We start from the raw sequence: 22,075 nt of genomic DNA, 5'->3' as shown, positions 1-22,075 counted from the left end.
GGGTCTCCGTTATTCTTTAATTTAAAGGGCTTCCCCTTTTGCTACAATGAAAATTTCGAACATAGAAAAATTATGAGAAGGTATTTTATTAAAAAGAATTAAAATAAACTCTACTTCGTTTCCTGATAAAATACTTCGTCTATTCGGTCTATTTGACCATTATGGGCGCGAATAATAGCTATAACTTCAAAACGTCCAGCTTTTTCTGAGGCAAGAAAGTATCTGATCGTACATTTCGTATTGTCTTGAGAAGGAATAATCTCTTGACTATCAATAGCCCACTTTCCGGCAAAATCTTTGACTGAAAAAAGTTGTGCTAAAAGCTGAGATCTCTTACTGGCCAATTCACTGCCATTGGCAATTTTTTTAAATTCGGAGGTAAACATAGTGTTTATGATTGCCTCATAGTCTTTCTCAACACCTTGGCCAAAAGCATGTTGAAATTGATTATACTGCTCAGCAAGTGCTAATATTGTCATAGTTAATCAGTCCTCACAAAAATTCTCGGGCTACCCTCAATAGCGAAAATGACAAATGCTCAATTTATTTGCAAAGGTCTTGCGAATGTTGCTGGGCTGCATACTCGCGCCCTACATCACTGGAAGTTACCCCTGATTTCTTTGCAATTTTGTTATAAGAAACGTCACGTGCTTTATTAGTAGCTGAAACGTAGCCCGCCATTTCTGTTTCATTGCCCGGTGTAGCCCGAATAAATCCATCTGGACCTTCGCATACTTTCTTAGTCTTTAAAACCTCAGCTACCGTTGTCGCATCGGCATGGCAAGTCACAATACCTAGGGCCAGCAATAGTATAATACAATTTATCATCATCTATATCCTTTTTTTCACGCAAAGACTTCTGGGTTTTCTTTCTTTGCTTTTTCTAAGCCATCTTTAACTTTGACTCTGACTTTGTGATCAATTTTCATATTCATATTAATAACAATGGGTTTATCTGGTGCTTCTACCTTAACTGTAGGATTACATCCCATCATAATTATTGTAAGCCCCATGAGTCCCAACAATGATTTAGCCATTAATTATCTTCCTATTCTTATCTTTAAAATTTTTCACTGCCCTTACTCTTTTTATTTTTTTCCGCGATTTCACTTTTTTTCGTACATGAATCACTTGTGCGCGTTTTGCAATCCTAGGTTTGTTAACCCCTTTTTGTTCATGGGTCGCCTGAGAAACTTTAAAATCTAAATTTTGCGCAACTTCTTGGGAAGTTTTTGCCGCTTTAGCCTCAGCACTTTCCTCAGAGGATGCTTCTTGGGCAGTATTTCCATCCTCTGGTCTAGGGGTAGAAACCTTTTCTTTCTCCAAAGCCTTAGCGGCTTTTGTTTCTTTTATTGCTTGATTCAACTTCCCTAAATCAGTCGGGGGTTTCATGTGGTGCAGTGTATTGATCACCAAGTCTTTCAGCTTACCCGTTGTCACAATATTAAACTCAAAAGGATAACCATTCAAGACTTTTGGATTAGACCCCAACATTTTTACAATACCTTGCATCTCGGCAGGATTATCTGCCAAATGTTCGAGTCGAACATTAAAAACTGTAAAGTTAAGATTATCAAGAACTTGAAAGGCCATTGAAGCGCCCCCTTGTCCTAAATGACTGGCTTCAATTTTCCCGTCTGCGGGCTGATACTGAATGAGTCCTGTTTCGGAAATAGAATGAAGTTCAGCTTGATTAACGTCTAACCCTCCCTGTAAATCATAACTCATAGACGCATTACCGGCCAGCTTTGCCCGCCCGGAAAGGGTTTTAAGATCCGTTAATTTTAAGATATCAGCCAATTCAATATTTTCAAAATCAGTTTCAAACTGGAAAGATGGCCCAGCCGCTTTCTCAATTCTTTTAAATTGGTGTGCTTTTAGGGTTCCACTTAACGTTTCAGCTGTAAATTTCTTAATTTGAAAAAGTCCGGTGGCATCAAACAGGCATTCAAAAGCAACTTTCGATAAGTCAATACCTGAGGTGGTGAGTTTGGTCGCAGATATCCGTTGCGTACCTTTTGTCGTCAGAGGTTTCAATGTGTTAAAAAGAACTTGTGTACTTGCTCCTTCAAGAGAAAAACCATCTTTTTTAAGGGATCCACCTTTGAGATTCAAAGCTAAAACAGAAGTTTTCAAAACCCCTTTATCCCAAAAAAGCTCACTTGTTAAATTTAGTTTTCCGTTTACGGTGACTTTATCACCGTTATGGCCAGCAATGAGGGGCGTAAAATCCCACAAATTGGACAGTTGGTTAATTTGAGTCGTGAGAATAAGTTGCCCCGAATTTTCAGAAGGTTTAAAATTCCCCTCAAGTTCAAGCAAATCATTATCTTTTCCTAAAGTCTGTACTCTCAATTCATCAAAAACGATGTAATCGGGTGTACCCTCTCCTTCTAGATTGACTTCTAAAGGCGCTTTTAATGAGCCATATCCATCCAGTTTGAGTTGGTTAAGTTTCGCAAATCCATCAATTTTACAACCCTCTTCCCCCTCACTTCCCGTACTCCCTCGAAAGGAAACCTCAGGAGCTATAATTTGAAAAGTGGGTGTTTTGATGTCTAGGTTGGTGGTGTGAACATCTAGAACTGTCCCTTTTCGACTTATATCTAAGACAAGTTGCCCAGAAAAATTATTTCCGCCGGCTTCTCCCAGATCAATAGTCAAAACTTGGTTACGCGTGACGGTGGTTTCAGTGACCGCATGAAGAGGTAGTTTTATCGAGCCATGGGATGAAGGGAGAATTAAAAGACAGTCTCGCATAGCAAGGGAAGGAATATTCATTTGCTTTACCGATTTGAGAATTTTTCCAATACCCCCTAATTTCTCGTGCAAATTATTTTTGGAAAAAGAGATTTTATCACTGTCTTTGAGTTCGAGGGTAGCCCCTACAATATCGATAGCTTTCACCTTAAAAAAAGGTGAAATGGCCATATCCATTTCCTGAATCGTTAAGCTTGGGGTTGAGTTTGTGGGTTGGGAGCGAATATCTCGAAAATATAATCTTCCCCACCCAAAATTAATGGATTCAATATTGATCTGATGTATACCGAGAGGGCGTAGGCTTTTCTCTAAAGAAACTTGTGCCATATTTTTTGCAATCGAAGGGCCCTTAAAAATTAAAAGACCGCAACCTAAAAGTAGGACACACCCGCAGGCAATCAAGCCTCTTTTAACGTAGGGCCACATTGTGCTTCCATTTACAAGATTCTCTATCATGGCTTTTCCCATAGTGTTATGGTAATATTCTTTGTTTAGTGTGAGTGAATTTGGAGACAGAATCAAGATGCTGCATGATCCTCTATTTTTTTCTTTACTTTGGTTGATCCCGTTTGGAGGATTTTTGGCTTCTCTGGCCTTTATTCCCGTCTTTGCTTCTAAATTCTGGCATCAAAGATTTGGAATTATTTTGGGGGGATGGATCACCAGCTTTATTATTCCTTTAGTTTTTCAAACTGGTTTTTTTTCCACTCTTTCTATTTTAGCTTATACCTTACTCCATCATTACGTGCCTTTTATGGCTCTCATTACTGTTTTATACACGATTGGGGGAGGCATTCACATTTCTATGAAAGGAAAAGCCTCCCCCTTAATTAATGCCAGTATATTAGGGTTTGGAGCTATGCTTGCGAATCTTATAGGAACAATGGGTGCTTCCATGCTTCTCATTCGCCCTCTTATTGCCTTAAATCGTTATCGACACTATAGATCTCATATCATTATTTTCTTTATTTTCCTTGTTGCAAATATTGGGGGAGTACTAACTCCCTTAGGTGATCCACCCCTGTTTATTGGTTTTTTAAACGGGGTTGATTTTTTTTGGACTACAACTCATTTAATTTATCCGTTTTTAATAGTGGGGGGGGCTATTTTAGTCGTTTTTTGGGCTATTGATCATTATTATTTCTACCATGATCCTTCTGTTCTAGATCCAGACCATCTGCAGGGAGAAGCCAAAATCACAGTTAAAGGACAGCAAAATTTTCTTTTCTTAAGTGGCGCTATTTTTATCGTAATTATGGAAAGTATGATTACACAAAAACCTCATGTCACACTCGCAGGGGTGTCCATAGATTTAGCTGCTCTCATCCGTGATACTACCCTTTTCTTTATTGCCATAGCCTCCTGGAAATTCACACCATCTACAGTACATGAAGCTAACCGCTTTACGTGGGCCCCCCTAGAAGAGGTTGCCATGGTCTTTTTAGGGATATTTATAACCGTTATTCCTGTTTTGGGCATGTTAAAAGCCGGAGAAGCAGGACCCTTGGGCTCACTTATTCTCATGGCAAATCCCCATAATATTCCCGATGTTAATCTGTATTTCTGGCTCACAGGTCTTTTTTCTGCCTTTCTTGACAATGCGCCAACTTACCTCATTTTCTTTAACATGGCAGGAGGCAATCCAGTATCCTTGATGACTGAATATGCGCCAATTTTAGAGGCTATTTCTCTTGGCGCCGTTTTCTTAGGCGCTATGACGTATATAGGGAATGCCCCAAACTTTGTGATTCGTAGCATTGCAATCCAATCCCACATAAAAATGCCAGGATTTTTAGCCTATATCCTTTGGTCATCTTGCATTTTACTACCGATTTTTATTATATTTAGTTGGTTTTGGTTTGGATGAAGATTTGGACTTAAGAAGTTCATCATAAAAGCAAAAGCGCCCTTTACCAGATTGCTTTACAACATACATTGCCTCATCAGCTTCCTTTAAAAGAGATTCGCTGTCTTCTATTCCTGACGAATAAATGGCAATTCCAATACTTACCCCAACACTCATTGATATACCCTCTCGAATGTAGGGATTTGAAATTGATTTCAAAATACGACTCGCAACTAACTTAATCTTGGTACGATTGACGGGGTAATTTAAGATAATACAAAACTCATCTCCACCAAACCGAGCCAGCGTATCATCTCCTCTTAAGCATCTTCTTAACCGTTGTGCAACCTGATTTAATAACCAATCCCCCATATCGTGACCATGGGAATCATTGATGATCTTAAATTCGTCAAGGTCAAGAAATAAGACAGCAAAATGAGCTGTTTCAGAATTTTTCACACTAAAGATAGATTGGGACAATTTTTGGTGAAAAGCTTTACGATTTAATAATCCCGTCAACGAGTCATGGTAAGCCAAAAAGGTTAGATCTTGATGATGAGCCTTATCTTGCGAAATATCTTTTACGACCAAAGCTCCCCCCCCATCAGGTGTTCGATAGGTTGTAACGCCCAGCACCAGGCCATTCGATAAGGATTCTTCCCATTGACTGGCAGGTAGGAAGAAATTCGCTTTCTTTTCAGCAATCCAAGATCGACGAGCTCTCTCATTCTCAAACAAATATATTCCTGCGGCAAGATTAGCTTCAAGATAGCCTTCAAACGTTAATCCCCCTCGGGTCATTTCATCTCTATGTTTTAGGTGTGGATAATATTCAAATAGTTTTTCATTATGCATAACCAAATGGTTGTTTTGATCAAAAATACCAAACCCATCTGGCAAATCTTGAATGGCCGCGACAAGTTCTTGACGCGTCCTCTGCATTTCTTGCGAACGCTTAACCCGCTGTTCAAAAGCGTATTTTTTTTCTAAAACAGCGTGGACTTGCATTTTTAACAATGTAGGATTAACGGGTTTTGCCAAATAATCGCCCACACCTAATTCCGTCATTTTCTCCATAACATCAATGTTTTCAGGAGCTCCAATAACAATCACAGGTATGTAGCCGACAAGGTGATCTGCTTCGATTTTTTTTAAAAAGTCACAAATTTTGTTCTGGAACATTATGTAATCCACCAAAATGGCTTCAACGGCATGAGATCGCAGATAAGCAAATCCTTCAGATTCTGTGGCGGCATTCAATACGATGTGTCCTTCACGGGTCAAGCGGCGCATCAATGCTTGAGAGGTATTGGGATTATCATCCAAAACCAGTAACGTTCCTGTGCGAGACATCCACTCCGGTTCGTGAAGCGAGGCCGCATTAATCATGCTTACAATTTGATCAAACCCTATTGAGTGCAGAAACTGTGTTCCCGTGCTCGTTTCCTGAGGGTCATAGTCTAGAATGATATGTTCTTGCAAATTTTCCACTAATCTTTGAAAAGTCCAGTTTAACTCCTTACTTTCCCTCCCCTTTTCCGCACGTATATAGTCTTGAATTTTTCCAATTTGCATAGCAATTTCATTTTTTAATTTTACCATTTGCCCTTTGTTTTTGTTTGTTGCCACAATATTCTTATTGATTTTCTTCAAAATTAGTAAAGAATTTTGAATATTGAGGACTGCTGCAGAGTGCTTGGGAAATTGTTGGGCAAGCCAAGCCAAATGTAATTCTGTATCATCCAAGGTTCCTTTAACGGTACATTGATTTTGTACAGACTTTTTATCATCAGGCTTTTTTTCATTTTGTTGCATTAGCAACAATTCCCTTCCTACCTTCTAAGCATATAATTGGCCCTATTCCTCAATAAGACTATCCCTTAGAGTTTATCAGAAATGCATTAAAGAGGAATTAAAGTGTAAGGGACAATGCCCCCCACACTTAACTTCAAAAATTTTCTTGATTCTTCAAAGCGGTTTGTGGTTAATCTTGGAAGCGAATTAAAAATTCTATTTCAGCACAAAACTCTGAGCTTTATTAAGGAGAAAAAATAATGACACGGTCTGAACTGATTGCCAAAGTAAGTGCATCCTTTCAAAACCTAACTTATGCCCAAGTGGAAGAGATGGTTTGTAAAATATTTGATGAAGTTATGGACGCGTTAGCAAAAGGCGGTCGCGTAGAATTGCGTGGATTCGGTACTTTTTCAATTCGTCATCGCAACCCTCGTAAAAGCCGCAATCCTCGCACAGGTGAAGTTCTTATGGTCGAAAGTAAGAGTGTTCCCTTCTTTAAGACAGGAAAAGAACTTCGTCAATTGTTGAATGCCTAGAAGGTTTATACCTTAACGGCTACGTGAAACTGACCTTTTGATAAACTGAAAGGTATATTCTGATGAATTGGCTAACAAATTTTGTTCGTCCTAAGATACAAGCTCTCATGCACAAAAATGAAGTGCCTGATAATTTGTGGGATAAGTGTGATGCCTGTGAACATATGATTTTTCATCGGGATCTGGTTGAAAATACGTATGTCTGCCATCACTGCGAAAATCATATGCGTATGACGGTTCAAGATCGTCTTGAGTCTTTATTTGATCACAAAACCTTTATTAAGGCTCCCTTATCAAAAGTTATTTCTGACCCCTTAAAATTTAAGGATAGCAAACGATATACAGATCGTTTGAAAGATTATCGCAGTCGAACTGGGCAGGATGACGCCATCGTTGTTGCGAGTGGTAAAATTGGCGGACAGTCTGCCGTGGTAGCTGCCTTTGACTTTTCTTTTATGGGAGGCTCAATGGGCATTGCCGTTGGCGAGGGGATTCTGACAGCTGCCGAGTTGGCCGTTAACACCCATGCTGCCTTAATTATTATCCCCGCTTCAGGGGGCGCACGAATGCAAGAAGGCGCTTTATCCTTAATGCAAATGCCGCGTACAACGATTGCTGTGAAAAAAGTGAAAGAAGCGAATTTACCCTATATTGTCATATTAACAAACCCAACCACCGGGGGGGTCTCAGCTTCTTTTGCTATGCTGGGAGATATTGCAATTTCTGAACCCAAAGCAATTATCGGGTTTGCCGGGGCACGGGTCATTGAAGAAACGATCCGTCAAAAATTGCCAGAAGGCTTTCAGCGGGCAGAATACCTCCTAGACCATGGAATGATAGACATGGTTGTGCACCGCCATAAGTTAGCTGAAACGGTGGGGCGCATATTGAGCATGCTTAATCCCCAATCTGGAACAGCCAAAGTGCGTTTTCAAAAATAAAAATTTTTATTTACCTGGTAACGCATTGTGAAAGTTATTATATATAACTTGAAAGCTTGAAAAATAATTCTCAATATTTAAAATTTTTTTAATCAGCTTTTACAATATTAAAAAATAATAAGCATGCAGCATTAACTAGGATTATCAGGAGACAACTAATGAACAAAAATATCTATTTTATTATGGGCCTTGTTTTAGCCAGTATAGGAGCTGCAGGGTTTTGGGCATTAACTGCAGAATCTCCCGCCCCAGAAGCCGATAAAAAGCAAACCCGAAAAGTGTCTTTACTATCCATCAACTATATTCCAACTTCCCCCTCAAAACCCATTGATGAAGGAAAATTTTGGCATGCTGATTCTGAAACTGTAACCGAAGCTACAGAAATAAGTCTTAAAGAATTTTCAGGAAAACCCGTCATTCTACATTTTTGGGCAACCTGGTGTGGCCCTTGCCTGCAAGAACTGCCCCAACTTGATGCGTTTGCTAAAAAATACGGGGACACCGCTCATATTATCGCCGTAGCAACTGATATAAAGGACATAGAGAAAATTCGCAATTTCTATAACTCCAAAGGCATTAAAAATTTAAAGATTGCTTACGATAAAAAAGGTATTTTAGCACAATCATTTCGCACTCCCGTCCTCCCCACAACCGTGTTTATTAATTCCCAAGGACATGAAATCGGCCGCATTCAAGGCATTGTTGAGTGGGAGGGAAAAGCGGGTAGGCTCATTAATAGTCATCTAAGCCGAAACTAACTTGCAAAATTGTAGTAGCGCCATCCCCAATCGCTATCTATACTTGAGAGAAAACTCGAAAGAAAGATAAGATTAAGGATGGCAAAGCTCTATTTTTATTATTCCGCAATGAATGCGGGGAAAACCACGACCCTCCTCCAATCCAGTTACAATTATCACGAGAGGGGAATGGATACTTTGCTCTTCACGCCTATTATTGACGATCGGTTCGCTCCCGGCAAAATTGCCTCCCGTATTGGACTTGCTAAGGAAGCTATTCCATTTGATCGTACCTTCAATTTTTTCGACCACATTCACCACACACGCCTCCAACTGCCCAAGTTACGATGTATCTTGATTGACGAAGCACAATTTATGACAAAAGATCAAGTTATGCAGTCCGCACAAGTGGTCGATCAATTGAAATTACCTGTACTCACATATGGCTTACGTACAGATTTTCGCGGAGAAACCTTTGAGGGAAGCCGATATTTACTCTCATTGGCTGATGAGCTAAGTGAAATAAAAACCATATGCCATTGTGGGAGTAAAGCCATTATGAACGCCCGCCTAGATGGAAATGGCAAAATTGTGCGTGAAGGTGAACAAATCTTTATTGGCGGAAATGACCGCTACATAGCCCTATGCCGCAAGCATTTTCTAAGCGGTGATGTAGGCTAGTGAAATTTCTATACCTTCTCTAAATTATAATCTGCGGAGCGTATAAGGTCTTCATACTTTTTAAGGTCAGCAATTAGGCTGTCAAATTTAGTAAAGATACGCTCCAAAGCAATATTTCCTAAGGGTAATCGCAAGGGAGGATCTCTTAATTCCGTAAGATGTATCATAATTTTTGCGGCTTTAATCGGATCGCCCGGCTGATTTGTATGTATATTTTTTATATAATCTCGTGTGCTGTGAGCTGAGCTGTCTTTATAATCTGGATGAGCGGGAGGAATTTTAATAGATCTTCCTGCAAAATCTGTTTTAAAAGGGCCAGGTTCTATAAGGGTTACCTTAATACCAAAGTTTGAAACGTCTTGAGCCAAACTCTCAGAAAAACCTTCTACCGCAAATTTCGTTCCACTATACATTCCAGACCCTGCCCCAGCCACAAGCCCAGCAACAGAAGATATGTTAATTATGTGACCAGCTTTTTGAGCTCGCATAGCTGGCAAAATTGTGCGAGTAACGTTCATCAAACCAAAAACATTGGTCTCAAACTGATTGCGTATTTCCTCCATTGAGCATTCTTCAAGGGCGCCCACCAACCCATACCCGGCATTATTAACTAAAACATCAATACGTTTAAATCTTGTAAGGGCTTCTTGAACCCCAAAATCAATATCATTTTGTTTGGTAACATCTAATTTTAATACCAACAATTGATCGGGGTATTTTTGTTGCATTTCTTTTAAAAGGTCTGGGTTGCGAGCCGTTGCAACAATACAAGCGTCTGTTTTAAGGAGTTCTTGGGTTAATTCCCAACCAAAACCTTTTGAACATCCCGTGATAAACCAAACTTTTGACATGAGGTTCTTCCCTTTCAAATATTAGTCTTGCTCAAATGTGACATTATGAAATTCAAAAGACAATATCTTGATTAACACTGACTACCCGCGGCATATCCTGACGACCAAGCCCACTGAAAATTATAGCCTCCAAGCCAACCCGTCACATCCACAACCTCACCAATGAAAAATAATCCTGGCACTTTTTTAGCCGCCATTGTTTTGGAAGATAGCTCATCCGTATCTACCCCTCCTGCGGTGACTTCGGCTTTTTGATATCCCTCGCTATCCTTGATCTTTACTTTAAAATGGTGAAATTGATCGGCAATAGCAAAAAGAACGTCTTTTCGAAGATCTGTAATGCTTTTATGAAAATCAGGAGCTAAAGCCAAGGTGTCCACCAACCGGTTTGTCAAACGATGTTTCAAAACGTTTGCCGGTGTTTGCTTATTAGTTTTGTTTGTTATGAAATAGTCTTTCAAATTAAGATCAGGAAGCAAATCAATATGAATATCTTCATTGTCAAATTTTTCAAGATAAGAAGAAATTTGTAAAATTGCCGGTCCACTTAAACCACGATGGGTAAATAAAATATTTTCCCGAAAATTAACTTTCCCATAGGTGACCACGGAATCATTGGACACCCCACTTAAACTAGCAAAAGATGATCTATCAGTTTCATTCACAATTAAGGGAACCAAAGCCGGACGAGGAGGAATGACTTTCAATCCAAACTTTCTGGCGATTCGATACCCAAAATCACTGGCACCAATTTTAGGAATAGATAATCCGCCAGCAGCAATGATCAGAGCCTCACAGGTCAAAATTTCTTCTGACGTTTCAACCTTAAAATTGGTCTGTCGACATACATCAAGCACACGTAAATTAAGACGAATCTCAACACCATTTTTTTGACATTGATCCTTAAGCATATAAATAATTTGCTTCGATGACCCGTCACAGAATAATTGCCCCAACGTTTTTTCATGATAAGCAATATTATAGGACTCTACGAGTTTGATGAATTGATGCTGTGTGTATTTAGCAAGGGCTGATTTCATAAAATGGGGATTGTTGCTAATATAATTGTGGGGGGCTGCTCGTAAGTTTGTAAAATTACACCGACCTCCTCCAGAAATACGGATTTTCTCCCCCACTTTATCCGTGTGTTCAATGAGAAGTGTTTTTTTACCCCGCGCACCTGCAGATATAGCCGCCATTAATCCAGCGGCTCCTGCACCAATAATTATGACATCGTACGTCGTGTTTTCTGATTTCATATATTTTTACTACGCTACTCTCAGCGGAAATGCCACTCATAAACGGACTCCTTGACATTAGAACAGGATATACGGTCGTGTCGCTTATGCTTTTAGAAAATTAAGTGAGTGTCAAAAATGAGGTCAAAGGCCAAAAATGCGGTAATCAACCTATATTTGTATTCATGAAAGGGCTAGATATCGCGACAGCATCTTGGACTATAATCATTCCCCTCCAAAGGCAGCGATGCCTGTTTGGGCACGACCAAGGATGAGCGCGTGAATGTCATGCGTCCCCTCGTAAGTGTTAACCGCTTCCAAATTCATAACGTGACGAATAACATGATACTCATCCACTATGCCGTTACCGCCGTGCAGATCACGAGCCGTCCGAGCGATGTCCAAAGATTTGGCACATGTATTACGTTTAATGAGGGAGGTAGCTTCTGCAGCAACATGCCCCTGATCTTTTAACCGCCCCACTCGCAAACACGCTTGTAAGGCAAGAGTGATTTCCGTTTGCATATCTGCCAACTTTTTTTGAACCAATTGATTCGCCGCAAGAGGGCGACCAAATTGCTTTCGATCGAGGGTATATTGACGTGTCGCGTGCCAGCAAAATTCTGCGGCACCTAAAGCCCCCCAGGCAATACCGTAGCGAGCATTATTTAAGCAACCAAATGGCCCCTTTAATCCTGTGATAGTTGGGAACATGTTTTCTTCAGGCACAAAAGCATCTTCAAGGGAAATCATACCCGTAATAGAGGCCCGCAAACTAAATTTACCCTCAATTTTAGGGGTTGAAACACCCGGTGTATCTCGATCAATTACAAAACCCCGGATCAATCCATCTTCTGTCCGCGCCCAAACCACCAGAACATCGGCAATTGGTGAGTTTGTTATCCACGTCTTCGTACCGTTTAAAAGATAACCCCCTCCCGTTTTACGAGCGGTGGTCCGCAAATTTCCCGGGTCAGATCCTGCATCAGGCTCCGTGAGCCCAAAGCATCCTATACTTTCTCCTGTCATTAAACGTGGCAAGTATTTTTGCTGCATACTTTGTGTTCCATAAGTTGCGATTGGATAGATGACAAGTGAAGATTGAACACTCAAAGCAGAGCGATAGCTAGAATCCACTCGTTCAACTTCTCGCGTAATGAGCCCATAACTTACGTATCCAGCCCCCGAGCCACCCTGAGAAGGAGACAGCGTTGCCCCCAAAAATCCCATTTGTCCCATTTCTGTTAAAATGGCAGGATCAAAATACTCTTTGCGATTTGCTTCGAGAATTCTTGGCATTAGTTTTTCTTGGCAATAAGCATGTGCTGAGTCCCGAATTTCGCGCTCTAGAGCTTCCAGTTGATCTTCAAGCAGGAGAGGATCTGCCCAAATAAAGGTTGAGTTAGACATTAAATTTTATTCCTTGCGCTAAAGGGAGGACTTTAGAGTAATTAATTGTATTGGTGGCACGGCGCATATAAGCCTTCCAGGTATCTGTCCCTGACTCACGCCCCCCACCCGTTTCTTTCTCACCTCCAAATGCACCGCCAATTTCAGCACCACTGGGTCCAATATTGATATTAGCAATGCCACAATCACTTCCTTGTGTAGATATAAATTGCTCAGCTTCTCGAACATCGTTTGTAAAAATGCATGAAGACAATCCTTGCATAACTTCGTTATGAAGAACCAAAACCTCTTCAAAATCTGTGTATTTCATAACATACAAAATGGGAGCAAAGGTTTCGGTGCGTACGATCTCTGTTTGTCCAGGCATTTCAACAATTGCCGGGCGAACATAAAAAGCATTAGGATAGGCCTCTTCTAAGACTCTTTCGCCCCCAAAAACAACCCCCCCCTCCTTTTGGCTAGTGGTAAGAGCATTTTGCATGTGCTGAAACGAGGCTTGATCAATAAGGGGGCCGACGAGAGTTCCTTTCTCTAATGGATTACCAATGGGCAATGTTTCATAGTTCTTCTTTAGTTTCTGAACAAGGGAGGTGTAGATTGAATCATGAACAAAAATGCGACGAAGCGAGGTGCACCTTTGACCAGCTGTACCAACTGCACTAAACAAAATGGCCTGAAGGGCTAGGGATTGATCCGCGCTTGGAGCGACAATCATAGCATTGTTCCCCCCAAGTTCAAGTAAAACTTTCCCGAAGCGAGCCGCAACTTTTGGACCAACATATTTGCCCATACGCGTACTACCGGTTGCACTGATAAGAGGAATGCGGGGACTATCAACCACCATTTGTGCAATTATTTCATTTCCCAACAAGACTTGGTGAAGATGGGGAGGAGCTGCACCGAACTGTTGTACGGCTTTTAAAAGAAGATTTTGACATGCCAAGGCCGTAAGGGAAGTTTTTGCTGATGGCTTCCAGATCAAGGAGTTTCCACAAATTAGAGCTAAGCAAGCATTCCACGCCCACACGGCTGCAGGAAAATTAAAAGGAGTGATAATTCCCACGATCCCTAAAGGGTGCCATGTTTCCATCATGCGGTGTTGAGAGCGTTCTGAGACAATGGTCAGCCCATAAAGTTGTCGCGACAAGCCAACCGCAAAGTCGCACATATCTATCATCTCTTGAATTTCCCCTCGACCTTCTTCCAATATTTTCCCTGATTCTAAAGTGACGATATGGGCCAAATTTTCTTTTTCTGCTCTTAATTCTTCCCCAAATAGACGAATTAATTCACCCCGTTTGGGAGCGGGAATATTTCGCCAGAGCAAAAAGGCAGCTTGAGCTTGATCAATTATTTTATCAACATCAGACAAGGGAGTTTCTGCGAGACGGGCAAGCTCGCACCCATCAATCGGCGACTGAATAGAGATAGCGCCCATTTGCGTAAGATAAGGAGTTAAGTTCAGCTCTGCCAAAATTTGTTGATAGGTCATTTACATCCCCTTAGCTCATCTGCTCAAGATAGAGTTTCTACTTAATCCTGGCGCAAAAGTACGGGCTTGGCAAGTAGGGGCTGGAATTGCATTTATGCAATATTCCAAGTTATTTAAATTTAAAATTTATGTTGTTGTTTTTTATTTAATATAGTAAATGTGAAAGTAACAATAAAACATTAATTCAATAAAGCAAGTTCAACAAATTATAAAATATAAGGTATTGACCGATGGCTAGATCAAAATTTATCATTACTTTCATCCCTCTATTATTATGTGGATGTGTGACAGAATCAAGTTATAGATACGAAAGTGTACATAGACAATTTGTTCCTTTTTCACAAATTCAAAAATCAAATTTTTCTGTTAAAAGAAAACACAAAATTATAAAAAATAATAATTTGCAAAGTGTACATATCTATAATCAAAATCCTGCATATTCTCCAAATTACGTTTATTACAAGAAACCCAAAAAATATCGCCAATCCTATCGTACTCAGACCTACCCTTCGCATCAACAAACTGTCCATTCTATTCACTCAAAGTATAGAGCAAACTCTCCTTATGATAACAAATCGAGATATGAACCTCAGCAAACTCAAGCTAACCTTCAAAGAGAAGAGGCGCGCCAATTTGAGCAAGCGCGTCAAAATTCTTTAGTGACTGCACGGCAGGAGGAAGAAGCCCGTCAAATAAAACAAGCAAAACAAAATTCGCTCGTAACCGCACATCAGGAAGAAGAAGCCCGTCAGATGGAGCAAGCCCGTGTGGCATCTTTGCAAACTTATGCGGAAGAACAAGCCGGACGACAGTAGCCTGCGACAATTGAGCCCATTTACAGGTTCTGGCACTTAAAAATTGGTTCAATTGTTAATTTTTAGAATTTGCCCTTAGGGATGGGAGAAACCTCATTCCTCCTTTAGGGGATTGCTTTCATGCCGAAAATTATGCTTGTGTAATATTTTTACCCATCTATAATTTCGGAGTTGCATCTTGTTTCAGCAAAAAAAAGGCCTTGTAAGTATGTTGTTATGCGCTGTGTGCGTAACTTTTTTCATATGCAATGGCATCTTTAGCAAATGCTATGCATTTTCAAAAGACTACCGAATGGGCTACGTTTCTTGCATAATCAATGATATAATTCCTGAAGAAAAAGTTGAATATTACATTCAAAATGAAAATTTAATTATTCATCTCTTAAAAAATGAACTTGATGTTTCTACAAAAGAAAAACTTGTGCATCGATTAAAAGAAACCAAATTTTTTAAGTACGTAGAAATTAAAAATCCTGAAAGTAAAACGAATTCAACGCCTCCAAAAGATGCCATGGTGGTTGAACCTCAATCCTCTGTTTCTACCTTGAAATTGTTACCCGCCGGGGTATTGTATGATTCACCCATAGCGGATCCAAAATGGCCAAAGTTTTCAGCTGGATATCAACGACATTTAAAAAAGATTTATGGCAAAGATATTTTCAGTCTTTCCTTTGGAGAGAATTTAGCCCTGCTTCGCTATAGTAACAATTCATGGAGCTATGAACTAGGGGCTCAAGCTGGGTTGTTTGGATTAATGGATATTGGCTCCAATCCTACTCGATTGATCAATTCTGATTATTTTATTGGGGCCGGTTTATCCATTGTTTATGAGAGAAAGTGGCAGAATCTAATTCAATTTGCCCATACAAGTTGTCATTTAGGAGATGAATTTCTTATTAGTCGGCCCGATTATCTTAAAAAAAGAATCAATCTTAGTTATGAATATCTAAAATGGTATACTGCCTATAAATTTAAAACGATACGACCTTATATAGGTATAGCTTATTTGGTGCACCGAGACCCCTCTTCATTAAAACCTCTGACTTTGGAGGTGGGTGTAGATTACGTGTCTGAGGCAAAATTCATGTTTGATACAACTCACTACATATTAGGTGTTCACACACATCACTGGTCTGAAAATAATTTCAAGCAAAGTTTGAATATCAGAACTGGATTGCAGTTAGATAACCCTGTATGGGGTGGAAGACATTTGCAATTCATGATAGATTATTCTGTTGGCAAATCACGACATGGACAATTTTTCAAGAAAAATGAACATTACATAGGTCTGTTGGTAGCTATTTCCAGTTAGACACTGTCTTCCCAATAACTCGCTCACTCTCCTTATTGCAATGAGCGTAAGCAACGGGACAATCTATATATTTCTATTTATTAAGAAAAAATTTTAACGTCCAATATGCTTTTGATTGCGTTCCTTAGCAAGTTCTACTTGGCGGTGACGTTCCGCCGCCCGATGAAGTTTTTTAGCAGGGACAGAATCAAGGCAATGGGGACAAGCCACTCCAGGAATATACTTAGAAGATTCTTTGTCTTGAAGAGAAATAGGATGACGGCATCCATGACACAAGTCAAATTCACCTTCTTCCAAACCATGTTTTACAGCAACTCGATTATCAAAAACAAAGCATTCACCATCCCATAAACTCTCGTCTGCAGGCACATTTTCAAGGTATTTCAAAATACCCCCTTGAAGGTGATACACAGTTTCGAAACCTTGCTCTAACATATAAGAAGATGCTTTTTCACATCGTATGCCGCCGGTACAAAACATAGCGACTTTTTTATGGTGAGATGGATTAAGGTTTTTCGTCACAAATTCAGGGAATTGACGGAAAGTCTCCGTGTTCGGATTTATGGCCCCTCTAAAAGTTCCAATGCCATATTCATAATCATTACGGGTATCGATAACGACAACCTCGGGATCAGAAATTAATTCATTCCATGCTTCCGGCGCCACATAAGTACCCACTTTTTTCCCAGGATTCACCCCCGGAACCCCAAGGGTTACAATTTCTTTCTTGGGACGAACTTTCATACGGTAAAATGGGTGCTCAGAAGCAAAAGACTCTTTATGTTCTATATCTTTCAAGCGTTCATCTGAGTGCAAATAGCTTAATACCGCATCTATTCCTTCTCGTGTACCCGCAATAGTCCCATTTATTCCTTCTGACGCTAATAAAAGAGTCCCCTTAACTTTATGAAGATCGCACAAAGCTTTTAACGGCGGAATCATCTCCTCAAAATCGGGCAGATCAGCAAATTTGTAAAGAGCAGCAACAACAAATTGGGTCATGAATTATACTCCATTTCTCTTATATTTTGTACAGAGGAGCGCCCTAAATTGCAAGAGAATCAAACTCATCATTTAAAAAAGACTTGTTAATCACTCTTAAAATATGAGACTTTACAAAAAAATACACATTTCAAGGAGTTAATTATTATGACACAAATCGTTAAGACTGCTTCCGGCCTACAATATGAAGAAACGCTAGTGGGAACGGGCGAGACGCCTAAAACAGGTCAACGCATCAGTGTGCACTATCGGGGAACGTTAAAAGATGGGACACAATTTGATAATTCCTATGATCGTGGTTCTCCTATTCAATTCATGGTCGGTGTAGGTCAAGTTATTCCTGGGTTTGATGAAGGCCTAGCTACGATGGCAGTCGGGGGAAAGCGCCGCCTACATATTCCAGCAAACCTAGGATATGGCGAAAGAGGCGCGGGGAATGCAATCCCACCCAACTCAGATCTCATATTTGAGATTGAATTGGTTTCCATAGACTAAATTTTTTAGAATCATACAATTTACGCTCACCTTTCTTGACAACTAAAGTCCTTTTGTGGCCTTTTATAGATATATGTGTACCTATTCAAGTTAAAGGTAAATACTCGCAAAATTTGTGAATTTGCGGAGAAACTTCTTACGGTTAACAAAACTCTCCAAACGCGGATATTTTTGCAAAATAGTATTAACTTGAACGCGTACAGACAATGTTCGTCATTAAACTGAGGTAAACATGCATTCCTATCGCACACATCATTGTGGTGAACTTCGCCACTCCCATACAGGTCAAAGTATTCGTTTATCCGGTTGGGTTCACCGGAAAAGAGATCATGGAAACTTACTTTTTATTGATTTACGAGATCATTATGGACTGACACAGTGTGTGATTAACGTTGATAGCCCTGCCTTTGCCTCAGCAGAATCATTACGCAATGAAAGCGTTATTACCCTCAATGGAACTGTAGTTCAACGTACACCGGACACAGTCAATAAAAAGATGCCCACGGGAGAGATTGAAATTCAAATTGAGAGCTTAATTGTACAATCTCAAGCAGAAATGTTGCCCCTTCAAGTCAATAGCAATGCAGATTTCCCTGAAGATACTCGCCTCACTTATCGTTTTCTAGATTTGCGAAGAGAAAAATTGCACGCCAATATCATTTTGCGTTCCTCTATTATTTCATCGATTCGTCGTCGGATGATTGAGCAAGGATTTATGGAATATCAAACCCCCATATTGACTTCATCTTCCCCCGAAGGCGCTCGAGACTTTCTTGTGCCTAGCCGTTTGAACCCGGGTCATTTTTATGCCCTCCCCCAAGCTCCTCAACTTTTCAAACAATTACTCATGGTTGCCGGATTCGACCGCTATTTCCAAATTGCCCCCTGTTTTCGGGATGAAGATGCCCGAGCTGACCGATCTCCCGGTGAGTTTTATCAGCTAGATATGGAAATGTCCTTTGTCACACAAGAAGATGTATTTGCCGCAGTGGAACCGGTTCTTCACGGCGTATTTGAGGAATTTGCTCAAGGAAGAGTGGTCACTGTCCCCCCCTTTCCTCGCATTGCCTATGATGACTCAATGTTAAAATATGGCTCTGACAAACCTGATTTGCGCAACCCTATTGAAATTTGTGACGTTACCGACGTATTTCGCAATTCTACATTCACCGTGTTTCAAAATGCCATTGATAATGGAGCTGTTGTCCGTGCCATACCTGCGCCAAAAGCTGCTACCCAACCGCGCAGCTTTTTTGAAAAATTGAATGATTGGGCTCGAGGGTTGGGTGCTCCAGGATTAGGATATATCATTTTCTCCGAAGGCGTTGCAAAAGGTCCTATTGCTAAATTTCTTGATGAAGAGCGTCTTAACCAACTTAAAACAATAGCCAACATTAGTGAAGGTGATGCGGTATTCTTTGTTTGCGACAAGGCGACCCCAGCCGCAAAACTTGCAGGGTTGGCACGTGCAAAAGTTGGACAAGACCTAGACGTATATGAAAAAGACACATTCAGATTTTGTTGGGTTGTAGACTACCCTATGTATGAGCTGGATGAAGATACAAAAAAAATTGATTTCAGTCACAATCCTTTTTCCATGCCGCAAGGAGGCTTAGAAGCTTTATTATCTCAAGATCCGCTAACCATTAAAGCTTATCAATACGATATTGTTTGCAATGGAATTGAATTATGTAGCGGCGCCATTCGCAATCACTTGCCAGACGTTATGTTTAAAGCTTTTGACATTGTTGGTTATACAAAAGAAGACGTTGAAGAACGCTTTGGCGGTCTTTTAAATGCTTTCCGATATGGGGCTCCTCCTCACGGCGGCTGTGCACCCGGAATTGACCGAATTGTGATGCTCCTTGCCGATGAACCCAATTTAAGGGAGGTAATTGCTTTCCCCATGAATCAACAAGCGCAAGATTTACTTATGAAAGCTCCATCCTATGTGGCACCAGAGCGCTTGAAAGACCTCTTCATCGAAGTTAAATTACCTCCTAAGAAGGTGGAGAATCCTTCCCAGAAGTAACACAATCGGGCTAGATAGACTGTGACCCCTCCTGGGAAATGAGATTTGATAGATTTTGATAAATCTCCAACTCCTCTTCGAGTTGATTATTCAGGAGCTGCACAGTGTTATCAAAATCCCAAACAATTTCGCAAGACTTCATTGCGAGACTTCGCTTAATACGAAGTGAAAAAATTGGTCCTATCACTTTCTGGCAACTCATTCATCGGTATAAAAGCGCTTCTGAAGCGATACATGCCCTGACCCAATCCATTAAAGACGGAAATTATAAATATAGATTAGCTACAGAAAAAGCTGTAGAGCAGGAAATCAACGCTCATAGAAAAGCAAATTATACCCTTTTATGCGCGTCGGACCCCAAATTTCCCCAGATGCTGCGTTCATTACCCGACTGCCCCCCTTTTCTCAGTGTGTCTGGTCATCTTGATATTTTAAACCAACCCACTTTAGGAATTGTCGGTTCTCGAAATTCTTCTCTTCATGGTCGTCAATTTGCGGAAAGACTCGCCGTTGATTTAAGTAAAGTCGGCTGGAAAATTACCTCTGGACTTGCACGAGGGATAGATCGTTTTGCTCATCAAGGTGCCCTGCCCTATGGTACAATTGCTGTTATTGCTGGAGGTGTAGACATCATTTATCCCCCTGAACACAAAGAGCTTTATCATGCGATTGCCCAGACAGGAGCCATCATTTCGGAGATGCCTTTATCCCTTTTTCCAGGAGCCAGCCATTTCCCGAGGCGTAACCGCTTGATCTCGGGACTCAGTAAGGGTGTTGTTGTGATTGAAGCTGCCCTGCAGTCCGGATCTTTAATAACAGCTCGCACAACATTAGAACAAGGCAGAGAGTTGTTTGCCGTTCCCGGTTCGCCTCTTGACCCTCGATGCCGAGGAACCAACAATCTCATTCGACAGGGGGCCTATTTGGTAGAGTCCGTTCAAGATATATTAGCGGTATTGGATGGTCCTTGCATTCCTTGCCTTCAAGATGAAAATAACAAACACTATGAACCGCCGGTTGTGCTGAATTGGGATACCTTAGAAACAGATGTCTACCAAGATTTGAGTCTAACCCCAATATCTTTGGATGCATTAATTGCACGACACAGCGCACCCCCTCAGACAATACTTACGATGATGCTCGAATGGGAACTACAGGGAAGAATTAAAAGACATCCTGGGAATATGGTTTCTGCAATTTTGTAAGTATGCCCCCGGCTACTTTGGCATTCCTTTGTAAGAAATTAAGGCAGCAAGAAACATAGCAACGCCTAAAGCTACCATGGGAATGAAGACTTTATTCCCGTAAACTAAATTACCATAAAACTCTGGCCCTAAAATCGTCAAACCCAAAATTATAAATACCAATGCAATATGTCGAGCGTGGCGCGCACTCTTTTTATTGAGAATAAATTTTCCACTCCACTCGCGTATTTGATTTTCCAAGTTTGCCTGTTCATTACAAACTTCTCTACAGGAGAAATGTAGCCCGGATTGAGGTTTACAACACTCTTGGCAAAGACCTTTGTAACAATTCTTACAAAGCGCAACACTCATCTTTCCCGAATGGTTAAAGCATTCCATCATCCAACTCCCCCATGACATTAGCGTGGCTCAACTTTACTCAAAAGATGTTCACAAAGTCAAATAAGCCCTTGAGCACTTAACGAAGTGTATCCAAAAAATCTGTGACACGCACTTCCGGAGTTGCAAGATGCGGTGCACTCATAACATATACAGAGTGTAATTTGCCATCCAAATTTTGAGACCAAAACGTTAAGAAATGGTGCAATTTAGGAAATTGAGGGGGAAGATCATAATCTTGCCATATAAAAGATTGTAAAACATCAGGATGATCAGGCATATGGTAAATAATTTCAGCTGTTGTTAAGCGAAAATCATCTAATAAACTGCGAATTTGACTCATGAGAGACCTCTTAGGTTAAACCAACAATTACTAATTTTAATATAGTATTATTTTAATAAAATTGAAGATGTATGAACTAAAATTTTGATATAAGATTTAACATTTAGTTTATTTATGACTTAGTATTTTCAGCCTAAACATCAAGAATCTTCTATTGAAAATAGTAACTAGATTAACTATGATAACTTTTAGAATTATTTTTTT

General features: G+C 40.3%; 22 protein-coding genes. 10 read left to right on the top strand and 12 right to left on the bottom strand.

The window, feature by feature from the left end; all coding sequences use genetic code 11:
* Positions 1 to 110: 110 nt before the first annotated feature.
* The 4 genes from FJX03_01220 to FJX03_01205 form a co-directional block, all read right to left on the bottom strand.
* Positions 111 to 479: a hypothetical protein gene (locus FJX03_01220; GenBank protein MBM3632316.1), complete on the bottom strand. Its 369-nt coding sequence runs from the start codon at positions 477 to 479 to the stop codon at positions 111 to 113.
* A gap of 64 nt (positions 480 to 543) precedes the next feature.
* Positions 544 to 831 carry a DUF1318 domain-containing protein gene (locus FJX03_01215; protein ID MBM3632315.1) on the bottom strand — a complete coding sequence of 96 codons (288 nt, stop codon included), beginning with the start codon at positions 829 to 831 and terminating at the stop codon, positions 544 to 546.
* A 14-nt stretch (positions 832 to 845) separates the two neighbouring features.
* Complete coding sequence (locus FJX03_01210) at positions 846 to 1,037, bottom strand: YnbE family lipoprotein (GenBank protein MBM3632314.1); 192 nt, start codon at positions 1,035 to 1,037, stop codon at positions 846 to 848.
* Positions 1,030 to 3,282 (bottom strand): hypothetical protein, encoded by a 2,253-nt coding sequence (locus tag FJX03_01205; protein MBM3632313.1) that lies wholly within the window; start codon positions 3,280 to 3,282, stop codon positions 1,030 to 1,032. Before FJX03_01205 ends, FJX03_01210 begins: the two co-directional genes overlap by 8 nt.
* A 1-nt stretch (position 3,283) precedes the next feature.
* On the opposite strand from FJX03_01205, the gene FJX03_01200 reads away from it, so the two are divergent.
* Positions 3,284 to 4,627 carry a sodium:proton antiporter gene (locus FJX03_01200; GenBank protein ID MBM3632312.1) on the top strand — a complete coding sequence of 448 codons (1,344 nt, stop codon included), beginning with the start codon at positions 3,284 to 3,286 and terminating at the stop codon, positions 4,625 to 4,627.
* Here FJX03_01200 and FJX03_01195 read toward each other — a convergent pair.
* Positions 4,586 to 6,421: a diguanylate cyclase gene (locus tag FJX03_01195; GenBank protein MBM3632311.1), complete on the bottom strand. Its 1,836-nt coding sequence runs from the start codon at positions 6,419 to 6,421 to the stop codon at positions 4,586 to 4,588. The genes FJX03_01200 and FJX03_01195 overlap by 42 nt on opposite strands.
* A gap of 239 nt (positions 6,422 to 6,660) precedes the next feature.
* Here FJX03_01195 and FJX03_01190 point away from each other — a divergent pair, with 239 nt between their 5' ends.
* From FJX03_01190 to FJX03_01175, 4 genes are all read left to right on the top strand, one after another.
* Positions 6,661 to 6,939 (top strand): integration host factor subunit beta, encoded by a 279-nt coding sequence (locus FJX03_01190; GenBank protein ID MBM3632310.1) that lies wholly within the window; start codon positions 6,661 to 6,663, stop codon positions 6,937 to 6,939.
* Positions 6,940 to 7,001: 62 nt separating this feature from the next.
* Positions 7,002 to 7,880 (top strand): acetyl-CoA carboxylase carboxyltransferase subunit beta, encoded by an 879-nt coding sequence (locus tag FJX03_01185; protein ID MBM3632309.1) that lies wholly within the window; start codon positions 7,002 to 7,004, stop codon positions 7,878 to 7,880.
* A 158-nt stretch (positions 7,881 to 8,038) separates the two neighbouring features.
* Positions 8,039 to 8,638: a redoxin domain-containing protein gene (locus FJX03_01180; GenBank protein MBM3632308.1), complete on the top strand. Its 600-nt coding sequence runs from the start codon at positions 8,039 to 8,041 to the stop codon at positions 8,636 to 8,638.
* A gap of 78 nt (positions 8,639 to 8,716) precedes the next feature.
* The gene (locus FJX03_01175; GenBank protein ID MBM3632307.1) at positions 8,717 to 9,298 is read left to right on the top strand and encodes a thymidine kinase; all 582 of its coding nucleotides are present in this window, start codon (positions 8,717 to 8,719) and stop codon (positions 9,296 to 9,298) included.
* A gap of 8 nt (positions 9,299 to 9,306) precedes the next feature.
* Here FJX03_01175 and FJX03_01170 read toward each other — a convergent pair whose 3' ends face one another.
* From FJX03_01170 to FJX03_01155, 4 genes are all read right to left on the bottom strand, one after another.
* The gene (locus FJX03_01170) at positions 9,307 to 10,149 is read right to left on the bottom strand and encodes an SDR family NAD(P)-dependent oxidoreductase (protein ID MBM3632306.1); all 843 of its coding nucleotides are present in this window, start codon (positions 10,147 to 10,149) and stop codon (positions 9,307 to 9,309) included.
* Positions 10,150 to 10,220: 71 nt separating this feature from the next.
* On the bottom strand, positions 10,221 to 11,408 hold the full coding sequence (locus FJX03_01165; protein ID MBM3632305.1) for an NAD(P)/FAD-dependent oxidoreductase: 1,188 nt from the start codon (positions 11,406 to 11,408) through the stop codon (positions 10,221 to 10,223).
* Between the two features lie 204 nt (positions 11,409 to 11,612).
* Complete coding sequence (locus tag FJX03_01160) at positions 11,613 to 12,797, bottom strand: acyl-CoA dehydrogenase (protein MBM3632304.1); 1,185 nt, start codon at positions 12,795 to 12,797, stop codon at positions 11,613 to 11,615.
* Entirely contained in the window at positions 12,790 to 14,289 is a 1,500-nt protein-coding gene (locus tag FJX03_01155) for an aldehyde dehydrogenase family protein (GenBank protein MBM3632303.1), read from the bottom strand. Before FJX03_01155 ends, FJX03_01160 begins: the two co-directional genes overlap by 8 nt.
* Before the next feature lie 230 nt (positions 14,290 to 14,519).
* On the opposite strand from FJX03_01155, the gene FJX03_01150 reads away from it, so the two are divergent.
* Both FJX03_01150 and FJX03_01145 read left to right on the top strand, forming a co-directional pair.
* Positions 14,520 to 15,104 carry a hypothetical protein gene (locus tag FJX03_01150; protein MBM3632302.1) on the top strand — a complete coding sequence of 195 codons (585 nt, stop codon included), beginning with the start codon at positions 14,520 to 14,522 and terminating at the stop codon, positions 15,102 to 15,104.
* A gap of 178 nt (positions 15,105 to 15,282) precedes the next feature.
* Complete coding sequence (locus FJX03_01145; GenBank protein ID MBM3632301.1) at positions 15,283 to 16,416, top strand: DUF1207 domain-containing protein; 1,134 nt, start codon at positions 15,283 to 15,285, stop codon at positions 16,414 to 16,416.
* A 93-nt stretch (positions 16,417 to 16,509) separates the two neighbouring features.
* Here FJX03_01145 and FJX03_01140 read toward each other — a convergent pair whose 3' ends face one another.
* Positions 16,510 to 17,418 carry a rhodanese-related sulfurtransferase gene (locus FJX03_01140; protein ID MBM3632300.1) on the bottom strand — a complete coding sequence of 303 codons (909 nt, stop codon included), beginning with the start codon at positions 17,416 to 17,418 and terminating at the stop codon, positions 16,510 to 16,512.
* A 147-nt stretch (positions 17,419 to 17,565) separates the two neighbouring features.
* Between FJX03_01140 and FJX03_01135 the strand changes: the two genes are divergently transcribed.
* The 3 genes from FJX03_01135 (at position 17,566) to dprA (ending at position 21,150) form a co-directional block, all read left to right on the top strand.
* A complete protein-coding gene (locus tag FJX03_01135) occupies positions 17,566 to 17,913 on the top strand; it encodes an FKBP-type peptidyl-prolyl cis-trans isomerase (protein MBM3632299.1) in 348 nt (115 codons plus the stop codon).
* A 232-nt stretch (positions 17,914 to 18,145) separates the two neighbouring features.
* A complete protein-coding gene (gene aspS / locus FJX03_01130; protein MBM3632298.1) occupies positions 18,146 to 19,945 on the top strand; it encodes an aspartate--tRNA ligase in 1,800 nt (599 codons plus the stop codon).
* A gap of 104 nt (positions 19,946 to 20,049) precedes the next feature.
* A complete protein-coding gene (dprA, locus tag FJX03_01125; GenBank protein ID MBM3632297.1) occupies positions 20,050 to 21,150 on the top strand; it encodes a DNA-protecting protein DprA in 1,101 nt (366 codons plus the stop codon).
* Positions 21,151 to 21,162: 12 nt separating this feature from the next.
* Here dprA and FJX03_01120 read toward each other — a convergent pair whose 3' ends face one another.
* Together FJX03_01120 and FJX03_01115 are read right to left on the bottom strand one after the other, a co-directional pair.
* Positions 21,163 to 21,531: a hypothetical protein gene (locus FJX03_01120; GenBank protein MBM3632296.1), complete on the bottom strand. Its 369-nt coding sequence runs from the start codon at positions 21,529 to 21,531 to the stop codon at positions 21,163 to 21,165.
* A gap of 76 nt (positions 21,532 to 21,607) precedes the next feature.
* Positions 21,608 to 21,871, bottom strand: coding sequence for a Usg family protein (locus tag FJX03_01115; protein MBM3632295.1), 264 nt, complete (start codon positions 21,869 to 21,871; stop codon positions 21,608 to 21,610).
* Between the last annotated feature and the right edge of the window lie 204 nt (positions 21,872 to 22,075).

The organism is Alphaproteobacteria bacterium, assembly GCA_016870095.1.
In the GTDB taxonomy this organism is placed as follows: Bacteria; Pseudomonadota; Alphaproteobacteria; order Paracaedibacterales; family VGCI01; genus VGCI01.
Note: the sequence above shows the minus strand (reverse complement) of the source record. Positions and strands in the feature narration are given on the sequence as shown.

What these genes read in the sequence shown, in the direction of transcription:
- FJX03_01115 (MBM3632295.1), bottom strand. Translation starts at nt 21,871, where the DNA reads ATGAGTCAAATTCGCAGTTTATTAGATGATTTTCGCTTAACAACAGCT.
- FJX03_01210 (MBM3632314.1), bottom strand. Translation starts at nt 1,037, where the DNA reads ATGGCTAAATCATTGTTGGGACTCATGGGGCTTACAATAATTATGATG.
- FJX03_01220 (MBM3632316.1), bottom strand. Translation starts at nt 479, where the DNA reads ATGACAATATTAGCACTTGCTGAGCAGTATAATCAATTTCAACATGCT.
- FJX03_01175 (MBM3632307.1), top strand. Translation starts at nt 8,717, where the DNA reads ATGGCAAAGCTCTATTTTTATTATTCCGCAATGAATGCGGGGAAAACC.
- FJX03_01160 (MBM3632304.1), bottom strand. Translation starts at nt 12,797, where the DNA reads ATGTCTAACTCAACCTTTATTTGGGCAGATCCTCTCCTGCTTGAAGAT.
- FJX03_01165 (MBM3632305.1), bottom strand. Translation starts at nt 11,408, where the DNA reads ATGAAATCAGAAAACACGACGTACGATGTCATAATTATTGGTGCAGGA.
- FJX03_01215 (MBM3632315.1), bottom strand. Translation starts at nt 831, where the DNA reads ATGATGATAAATTGTATTATACTATTGCTGGCCCTAGGTATTGTGACT.
- FJX03_01135 (MBM3632299.1), top strand. Translation starts at nt 17,566, where the DNA reads ATGACACAAATCGTTAAGACTGCTTCCGGCCTACAATATGAAGAAACG.
- FJX03_01170 (MBM3632306.1), bottom strand. Translation starts at nt 10,149, where the DNA reads ATGTCAAAAGTTTGGTTTATCACGGGATGTTCAAAAGGTTTTGGTTGG.
- FJX03_01190 (MBM3632310.1), top strand. Translation starts at nt 6,661, where the DNA reads ATGACACGGTCTGAACTGATTGCCAAAGTAAGTGCATCCTTTCAAAAC.
- FJX03_01120 (MBM3632296.1), bottom strand. Translation starts at nt 21,531, where the DNA reads ATGATGGAATGCTTTAACCATTCGGGAAAGATGAGTGTTGCGCTTTGT.
- FJX03_01150 (MBM3632302.1), top strand. Translation starts at nt 14,520, where the DNA reads ATGGCTAGATCAAAATTTATCATTACTTTCATCCCTCTATTATTATGT.
- FJX03_01195 (MBM3632311.1), bottom strand. Translation starts at nt 6,421, where the DNA reads ATGCAACAAAATGAAAAAAAGCCTGATGATAAAAAGTCTGTACAAAAT.
- FJX03_01140 (MBM3632300.1), bottom strand. Translation starts at nt 17,418, where the DNA reads ATGACCCAATTTGTTGTTGCTGCTCTTTACAAATTTGCTGATCTGCCC.
- FJX03_01185 (MBM3632309.1), top strand. Translation starts at nt 7,002, where the DNA reads ATGAATTGGCTAACAAATTTTGTTCGTCCTAAGATACAAGCTCTCATG.
- FJX03_01200 (MBM3632312.1), top strand. Translation starts at nt 3,284, where the DNA reads ATGCTGCATGATCCTCTATTTTTTTCTTTACTTTGGTTGATCCCGTTT.
- FJX03_01155 (MBM3632303.1), bottom strand. Translation starts at nt 14,289, where the DNA reads ATGACCTATCAACAAATTTTGGCAGAGCTGAACTTAACTCCTTATCTT.
- FJX03_01180 (MBM3632308.1), top strand. Translation starts at nt 8,039, where the DNA reads ATGAACAAAAATATCTATTTTATTATGGGCCTTGTTTTAGCCAGTATA.
- aspS (MBM3632298.1), top strand. Translation starts at nt 18,146, where the DNA reads ATGCATTCCTATCGCACACATCATTGTGGTGAACTTCGCCACTCCCAT.